Annotated in this window: 6 protein-coding genes; 2 read left to right on the top strand and 4 right to left on the bottom strand. The window is 47.0% G+C overall.

Translation table 11 applies throughout. From position 1 onward, the window contains the following. Window positions 1–489 precede the first annotated feature (489 nt). Window positions 490–810, top strand: coding sequence for a cupin domain-containing protein (locus AB7U36_RS14925; protein ID WP_428160519.1), 321 nt, complete (start codon window positions 490–492; stop codon window positions 808–810). 199 nt (window positions 811–1,009) lie between these two features. Here AB7U36_RS14925 and AB7U36_RS14920 read toward each other — a convergent pair whose 3' ends face one another. Next, window positions 1,010–1,654: an NAD(P)/FAD-dependent oxidoreductase gene (locus tag AB7U36_RS14920; protein ID WP_428160518.1), complete on the bottom strand. Its 645-nt coding sequence runs from the start codon at window positions 1,652–1,654 to the stop codon at window positions 1,010–1,012. A 92-nt stretch (window positions 1,655–1,746) separates the two neighbouring features. After that, the gene (locus tag AB7U36_RS14915; protein WP_428160517.1) at window positions 1,747–2,550 is read right to left on the bottom strand and encodes a 4Fe-4S dicluster domain-containing protein; all 804 of its coding nucleotides are present in this window, start codon (window positions 2,548–2,550) and stop codon (window positions 1,747–1,749) included. Window positions 2,551–2,964: 414 nt separating this feature from the next. Here AB7U36_RS14915 and hcp point away from each other — a divergent pair, with 414 nt between their 5' ends. Next, a complete protein-coding gene (gene hcp / locus AB7U36_RS14910) occupies window positions 2,965–4,608 on the top strand; it encodes a hydroxylamine reductase (protein ID WP_428160516.1) in 1,644 nt (547 codons plus the stop codon). 261 nt (window positions 4,609–4,869) lie between these two features. Here hcp and AB7U36_RS14905 read toward each other — a convergent pair whose 3' ends face one another. Together AB7U36_RS14905 and AB7U36_RS14900 are read right to left on the bottom strand one after the other, a co-directional pair. Continuing rightward, window positions 4,870–6,258, bottom strand: coding sequence for a multiheme c-type cytochrome (locus AB7U36_RS14905; protein ID WP_428160515.1), 1,389 nt, complete (start codon window positions 6,256–6,258; stop codon window positions 4,870–4,872). Window positions 6,259–6,304: 46 nt separating this feature from the next. Next, a complete protein-coding gene (locus AB7U36_RS14900; protein ID WP_428160514.1) occupies window positions 6,305–6,856 on the bottom strand; it encodes a cytochrome c3 family protein in 552 nt (183 codons plus the stop codon). Between the last annotated feature and the right edge of the window lie 272 nt (window positions 6,857–7,128).

The raw sequence follows: 7,128 nt of genomic DNA, 5'->3' as shown, positions 1-7,128 counted from the left end.
AACATTTTCCTGCTTCGCTTGTATTGTGTACCCGTCATAAATACACTGTTTTCGGCAGGTGGTCTTCTTGACCCGGTCACTGATGACCCAGCGGGAGATGGATCCAGCACCTGCCATACTCCGGAAACACGGTGAATCTCCCGGCCGTAGGGCGCTCTGATGAGCGGTTTGCGTGTGGGTGAAGGGGAGCCCCACCCGGAGTATTTCCTTCCCGGGTAAGTGATCATTTTCGGATAATCTGCTTTGGGGATGGCGATTAAAAAAGATTATCCATCCCGAATTTGGAATTCATCCGGTGAAAGTATTCGCTATCAGGGTAAATTCAAACTTGGAATCAAAACAAGTTTGACGATATCAACACGTTTTTTGAACCCAGTTATCACATGTTTTTTTGAAAAGTTATCACCCGCCGCTACACTATGTCAATGAAACAAACCGTGATCTTGATTAAAAAAGGCTGAGACAAAAAACTTATGAAAGGAAAATTCCATGAAAGTTTTAAAACTCACAGAAACCAACGAGTTTAACTCCGGGGCCATGAAAAGATTCTTTTTGGTTCAAACTTCAGAATTTTTTAAAATTATCAATTTCAATCTTGATGCCGGCGTGACGTTCCCGGTTCATTCCCATGATCTGGACGGGGAATTGTCCATCCAGGTTCTTGAAGGAAAGGGATGGTTTCTGGGGGAGAATGATACAAAAATTCCAGCCAACAAGGGGGATATCCTGATTTCGGAAATCAGGGAACCCCATGGTGTAATGGCGGACACCCCAATGCGGATCATTGTCACCATTGCACCTCCAATTTGATGGAATACCACGGCGGTCAAAAATAAATTGCCGCAGCAACATGGCTTGAAGTATGCCCCCCCTGGGGGCTTCGTCGCCCGGCAGAGAGGAAAATCTTTGGCCTGCATATGATCAGTGTTGTTTGAATTAAAGACATCCCGTGGTTTGGAATCCGACGCCGACCCCGTACCAAACAGATCATTTTATCCTTCAATGGGTTTTATTCGCCGGATAGAAACAGTTTGAGATCGTCTATTGATTTTCGCCGCATCAGACGACCGGTCCGTTCCATTTTTTTGGCATTTTGGACATAAAAATCCAGGCATTTTTTTGTAAGTGTGATCACCTCATCATCGGACAATCCCTTTTCAACCACATCGCCAAGACGCGGCGCCCCGCCGCCATTGCCGCCAAAGACTAATGTCCAGCCTTTTTTCATGCCAAAAATGCCAATATCACGAATATAACATTCACAGCAGTTCATGGCACAGCCCGAGATCCCGACTTTGGTTTTGGCAGGCAAAGGGATATCCATCAGGGTTCCTTCAATTTTTTTTCCCATTGCTATGGAATCTTTATTGCCGTATTTACACCATTTTTCTCCGGGGCAGGCCTGGATATAGTGTATCCCGACGGGCCTGGACGGCCCTTGAGCCAATCCCATCTCTTGCCATATCCGGATTGCGGTATCGGCTGAATGACCTGCGATGGCAATCCGTTGTGCACCTGTAAGCTTCAGAAAAGGGATACTGTGTCTTTTTGCTATGGCTGCAACCTGCTCAAGATATTCCGGTGTAACCAGTCCCATGACAGGTCCCGGTAATACATTATATGTCATATGTTTCTTATCGTTTTCCTTGCTCACTGATATCTCCTCAAATCTGATAAATCGTTCCGGTTAAAATTACCATTAACGAGTGATTGTTTCTCTGGATTAAGATCATTATTAAAAATAAATTATTGCGGCAAAATGGCTTGAAGTATGTCCCGGGGGATATCATCGTCGCCCAGCAGGGAGGAAAATCTTTGGCCGGCCCGGCTGTTCTTTTTATAATACGCCAGGCAGGCCCTGACCACTTCAAGAACCTGGTCTTCGCTAAAAAGGTGTGGCAATTCACGCGCAAGCCTGGGATGGCGCCCTAACCGGCCGCAAAGCAGCATACGGTATCCTTTCCTGCCGGACAGAATGCAACCTTCAGGGCAGGCGCGAACACAGGCCCCGCAACCCAGGCAGTCCCGGGTATTAATCAGGGGAAACGGCGTATTGGAAAGGGCGACGGCCTTTTCCCTGCAGACATCGATACAGGACCGGCATCCGCTGCACAAGGCTTCTTCCGTCCTGGGATAGATGGCCGCAATGATGCCGATATCCTTGATCTGTGGTTGGGAGCAGGCATTGGGACAATGGGAAACGCTGATTCGGAATTCGTGATGAAATCGGAGCTTACCCGGAACGCTTTTTTGCAGAAACCCCAAAAGGTCCTCTGCCGCAAGCAGTGTTTCAAGCTGTTCAGTCAAGGTATCTGTTTCAACACAACTGTTGGGACAGCCCCCCTGACCGAAACAGACCTCTATCTGATATCCTTTAATTTCCGATTCCATGCTGGATAAAAACCGTTTGCGTGCGGCATGGACATGATCCAGTGAAACCACGTTATCTCCACGTTCGGTTGTCTGCCTTTCAATTCGTTTCCGAACCTTTTTCCGCACAAAAAACGGAACCTTTGATATCTCTTTTTCAGCATCCATAGTCCATTTCATAACTCTCCTTTCAGGAAAAAACTTTGCAACATAACACATGTGTGGCCTTTGGGTTCAGGTCTTTTAAGATAATATCCATAAAACACGTTAAAATCCTTGACCCGGATCAAGAAAAATCGAACGGATCAGTTCACGCACGTATCTTAATTGTAATCTCGTTTTAATTTGAAATATCTTACAGAGATAGAAACATCAATCCGGGAATATTTCAAATGTCTTTAATCTGAAATGGTTTTGTGTTAAATCCTGGTAATACACCACCCCGGCTCTCCTCGTTCCGATGTTTATTTTTATATGTTTCTTTGAAACTTGATTCAGATCAAGGGTTTTATACCTTTTTAAGCGTATGGTGTACCTGCAAGTTTGAAAAAAGGTGTGATTCAGCAGTTAATTCATACATAAGGAGGCTTTTACATGTTTTGTTTTCAATGTCAGGAAACCGCTAAGAATCAGGGATGTACCGTTAACGGGATGTGCGGGAAAAAAGGGAGTACGGCCAACCTCCAGGATCTCTTGATTTATAATTTAAAAGGGATTGCTGTCCTTGCACAAAAGGCAAAAGCCGCAGGCATCAACGTCCCGGCAACCAACGGTCAGTTTATTGCCGAAGGATTGTTCACAACCATTACAAATGTCAATTTTAATGATGAGAACCTTGTAAACTGGATTAACCGCGCCCAGGCCGTTAAGAAAACCCTGTTCGACAGCGTCGGGGATAAGGCCGGGTCCGGTCTTCATGACTGTGCAACCTGGTTTTCCAGTGATACAGCGGCATTTGAGCAGAAAGCCAAAGCCGTTGGTGTTCTCGCAACTGAAAATGAAGATGTCAGATCTCTCAGGGAGCTTCTGGTGATCGGACTCAAAGGGATCGCTGCATATGCGGATCATGCGGCGTTATTAGGTGTCGCCAAAGATGAAATCTGGGATTTTCTGTATGAGTCATTAGCCTCCACCACCCAGGATTTAAGTGTTGACGACATGGTCGCCATGGTCATGAAAGCCGGCGAAACAGCAGTGACCGCAATGGCGGCCCTGGACCAGGCAAATACCGGTGCTTACGGCAATCCGGAGATTACGGAAGTCAACATCGGTGTGGGGACAAACCCCGGCATCCTGATTTCCGGCCACGACCTTAAAGATATGCAGGAACTGCTCGAACAGACAAAAGGGACGGGGGTTGATGTCTATACCCACGGCGAGATGCTGCCCGCCAATTATTATCCCGCCTTTAAAAAATATGATCATTTGAAGGGCAATTACGGCGGTTCCTGGTGGCATCAGAATGAGGATTTTGAATCCTTTAACGGCCCTATCCTGATGACAACAAATTGTATCATCCCCATTAAGAAAAATAATACATATCAGGGCAGGCTTTTTACGACCGGGGTTGTCTCCTATCCGGGAACAACCCATATTCCGGAACGGACCAAAGGCGGTGCCAAAAATTTTTCAAAAATTGTGGAGCTGGCAAAAACCTGTCAACCGCCCACTGAAATAGAAACGGGTAAAATCGTTGGCGGGTTTGCCCATAACCAGGTGCTGGCCCTGGCTGATAAGGTTATCGAGGCGGTCAAATCCGGGGCAATCAAACGATTCATCGTTATGGCCGGATGTGACGGCCGCCAGAAAGAGAGAAACTATTTTACACAAGTTGCAGAAAAACTGCCGAAAGATACTGTGATCCTGACAGCGGGCTGTGCAAAATACAGATATAACAAACTTGATCTTGGTGATATCGGCGGCATTCCAAGGGTTCTGGATGCAGGCCAGTGCAACGATTGTTATTCCCTGGCGGTTATCGCTATGAAACTTCGGGACGCCTTCGGCCTGGAACATATCAACGACCTGCCGTTGTCCTTTGATATCGGCTGGTATGAACAAAAAGCCGTGGCCGTATTACTGGCGCTGCTGCACCTGGGCGTCAAGGGTATCCGCCTTGGCCCAACGCTTCCGGCCTTTGTCTCGCCGACGGTATTGAATGTACTGGTCGAAAATTTTGATATCAAACTTATTGGTGATGTTGACGCGGATATTCAGGCAATGATGGCAGGCAATTAGATCTGTAACAAAAACCTGGGAATGACTTCATAAAAAAATGCAGCCGCTGAAGAAGATCATCAGCGGCTGCACTTTTATTTGGGTTAACTGTTATTTAGTGTTTGAACGAAAACCCCATATTCGGACTAAACTAAGGTGTTTGGACGAAAAGTTGCCCAGATGCAAGGCGCAAGCAAAGCTGCAACCGGAGCGTACTTCCAGTACGTGAGGATTGCAGCTTTGTGCAGCAACGCCGCAGGTGGGTGACTTTTCGTTCAAACACTATTTAAAAATTTCAGGCGGTCTGGTCGTATCACCGGTTGCATTGGGATAGTTTTCTGCTTTGTAGGATTTCTTACCGGTTTCGATCAGGTGGTTGGCTTCTTCCATGAACGTGTTGAATCGCTTCTTACACTCATAGAATCCATGCCACCAGGAGTAGTCCGGGGCCATCATGGCAGCCCCCATTCTTGCCCGGCGGCCCTCATGGTGCCATAATTCATAGTACTCCACCTCCAGCGGTTCATCAAAAAAGCGGGTCTTGTCCAGAAGTCCCTTTTCATACAATTCATCAAGCTTGGCTTTAGCCGGTTTGAAATAGACTTCATTATATTCTTCAATGGTCTGATCCATCTGGCTGTAATGGGACTGCGTCCACCGCTTTCCGTGGCACTGCATGCAGACTTCCTGCATCTTGGTCCGTTCTTCCTGCCAGCTGGTCTGTGCGGGAAGCGGTTTGAAGTCTTCCGGCCTGACGGTCAGAGGCGCCTGCAGCTCCCATGATAACCTTTCCGTGACATCGTGTGAGGTCATCACACTGCCGGCCCCGGACATATGACATGATGCGCAGGTCGGCCCCCTGAAATCAACACCGGGACTCCAGGCCCCCGGAGCAGCCGTCCAGTTGTATTCATCCCCGAAAGCGTCGTAAATATCGCCGTGCTTTGATTCGGTGAAGATTTCTATCTGGGGATGATCCGGGCCAAGGTGGCATTGTCCGCAGGCCTGGGGCTTTCTTGCCTCCATCACTGAAAAACGATGTCTTGTGTGGCAACTGCTGCAGCTGCCCTTACTGCCGTCCAGATTCAATCTTCCGACACCGACATTGGGCCAGGTTGCCGGGTCAAGATCGTTATCCTTCATCTTCAAAATAGTGCCGTGACAGTGATAGCAGCCGTTAATCCGCTCAAAGTCACTGTTCATCCCGTTATTGAGCCATGGATCTATTTTCCACATGATTTCAATGGTATTGGCATGTTTGCTTTTACCGTACTGAATGGCTTCATCGGGATGACATCTTGAACAGTCTTTGGGCGTCACTACGGCAGAAACGGGAACCATGTACTTTTTCTGCCCGTATTTGGTGTCATTGGCTTCATATTCTTTAAAGTGCGACTGGCTGACATCCGGGTCATGGGCTTCGGCCGCATGGCAATCGTAACAGGTCACGTTTGCTGCGGCATGGCGGCTGGCTGCCCAGTCAGAAAATATGCCCGGATGCTGTTTTTTATGACACTCGATACATGCCATCGCTTCGAAAGACATGGAGCGTTCAATTCTGAACTCCTTTAATTTTGGCATATTCGCCTGGACATCCGCACTGACAGCGGTGGATGATGACACCCCTGTGAAAAATACCGCCTGTAATAGAACAAATACAATTTTTTTCATGGTTCCCCCTGTCTTTATATTTGAAGTCATTAAATCCTTAATCGGTTTAAATGCCTAACCCTTTGTACGGCGGCTGGTTCTGTTTGTATCTGTATCTGTCGCTGTCCACATGGACAAGATTCCTGTGACAGTCCACGCATTTCTTTTCGTATCCTTTTCTGGGATACAGAACGGTCCGATGGGCAAGCATGGCGCCCCGCTTGTTCGGAATATGCAGAAGGTTACGGTGGCATTTCTGGCACTGCTCGTTTTTAAACGTTTCGTAAGCATGTTCACGGCTCTTCTCACGGTCATATGTCCCATAAACAAAATGGACAAATACGTCTTTGATGCCGTGGGCTGTTTTGGCATAGAAAAAGTTCAGCATATCCTGGGGAGCCGGCAGGTGGCAGTCCATGCAGTCAGCCGTAAAACCATGGGAGTTGTTAACGTGGGTGGATGTTTTCCAGGAATTATAGGCCGGTCTGATTTCGTGGCATGAGGCGCAAAAACCAGGGGTGGATGTCCTGGCCATTGTATAGTAGGTCAGACTGAAAACAGGAAAAGCAATGATGATACCGATTATAATGAAAAGAACTGGTTTGATTAACTTTTTCATAGCCTTCCTTTTTTTAGCAATGGAGAAAAACGGCATTGTTTTCAATGCCGGGATTTTCTTTGTTTAAAAGGACTCAACTATAATTTCGTGGAACTGCAATCTTTGTAATACAGCAGGACAACTTCTGTCAACAAAAGATATATTCCCCAAATCCACCACCTAAATTTCTGAACACCTGTCCAAGGACAATTTCGGGAATTTTTTTCTCGGAGTGCGGCTATTTATGCCTGGAAAACGACGTTTTGGGTAACGTTAAGCTCTCCTGCAGGACA

This window comes from Desulfobacter sp. (genome assembly GCF_050177295.1).
This window is presented reverse-complemented; position numbering and strand designations above follow the sequence as displayed.